At 78.1% G+C, this 1,284-nt stretch carries 1 protein-coding gene and 1 pseudogene; both read right to left on the bottom strand.

Annotation, left to right across the window (positions count from 1 at the left end):
- Positions 1 to 229: pseudogene (locus ACWENR_RS30780) on the bottom strand (2-dehydro-3-deoxyphosphogluconate aldolase); the annotation flags it as partial.
- Complete coding sequence (locus tag ACWENR_RS30785; RefSeq protein WP_452280443.1) at positions 216 to 1,202, bottom strand: sugar kinase; 987 nt, start codon at positions 1,200 to 1,202, stop codon at positions 216 to 218. The pseudogene ACWENR_RS30780 and the gene ACWENR_RS30785, both read right to left, overlap by 14 nt.
- Between the last annotated feature and the right edge of the window lie 82 nt (positions 1,203 to 1,284).

Raw genomic sequence — 1,284 nt, forward strand, 5'->3', positions numbered from 1 at the left:
GCTCGGTCGTCAGCACGGTGATCGCCACGGTCAGCACGGTGTTGTCGAGCACCACGGTCGCCCGCAGCGCGGGCAGGGCCTCCGGGGTGCGGACCGGCACCTCCACGGCGTCGATGCCGAGGTCCCAGGCGTGCCGGGCGAGCCGGAGGGTCTCGTCGGGCGGCAGGTCGCGCAGGATCACCATCACCCGCGCGGTCCCGAGGAGCGGCGCGAAGTCATGCGGGGGCATCGGGCGTCTCCTCCGTCGGGTCGAGGGTTGTCCAGCGTTCGAGGGGCAGGGCGGCCAGCTCGGCGAGCCGGTCGGCGGCCGGCACCGGGGCGGTGTCGCCGGGCACCCGCAGCACGTGGGCGGCGAGCAGGTGCCCCCAGCGGAGCCGGGACGCGGGGTCGAGGTCGCGCAGGAGGGCCGCCAGGTAGCCGGCGGCGAAGGCGTCGCCGGCGCCGACGGGTTCCACCACGGTGACCGGCAGCGCCGGCACGACGGCGGCCGGCCCCTGTCGGGGCAGGACGGTCGCGGCCACCGCCGCGTCCTTGACCACCACCGTGTCCGGGTGGGGCAGCAGCCGGCGTACGTCGTCGGGGGTGTCGACCCCCCAGAGCGTGCGCGCCTCGTCGAGGCCGACGAAGACCAGGTCGGCGCGGTCGGCGAGCCGGTGCAGCACGGGCGCGGCCAGGGCGGCGGGCCAGAGGCCGGGCCGGTGGTTGACGTCGAAGCTGACCAGCGCGCCGGCCAGCGGACGCCGGGTGACGGCGTGTTCCACCAGCGCCCGGCAGGTGCCCGAGAGGGCGGCGGTGATGCCGGAGAGGTGCAGCACCCGGGCGCCCGCGAGGCGGGGGTCGTCCAGCACGGCGCGGTCGAGCCGAGACGCGGCCGAGCCGGCCCGGTAGTAGTGCACGCGGGTGCCGCCGGGGGTGGGGTCCTTGGCGTAGAGGCCGGTGGGGGCGTCGGGGTCGACGAGCACGGCGCGGACGTCGACGCCGGTCCCGGCGACGTGCCGGAGGACGAGGCGACCGAACGGGTCGTCGCCGACCCGGCCGGCCCAGACCGCGTGGTGGCCGAGCCGGGCCAGGTAGCCGGCCACGTTGGTCTCCGCCCCGCCGACGCCGACGGCGAGGCCGTCGGCGTGCTCCAGCGGCGCCGCGCCGGCGGGGGTGAGCACGACCATCGTCTCGCCGACCGTGACCAGGTCGGGGCCGGTCATCCGGGTACCGGCCCGGTGGCGGCCAGGGCGTCGGCCGTCGCCGGGTCGAGGTCGCCGTCGGCGACCACCACCCGGTGCCGGC

This window comes from Micromonospora sp. NPDC004336 (assembly GCF_053602615.1).

Excerpts from the sequence above, each read along its gene's own strand:
- ACWENR_RS30785 (WP_452280443.1), bottom strand. The coding sequence starts at position 1,202 with ATGACCGGCCCCGACCTGGTCACGGTCGGCGAGACGATGGTCGTGCTC.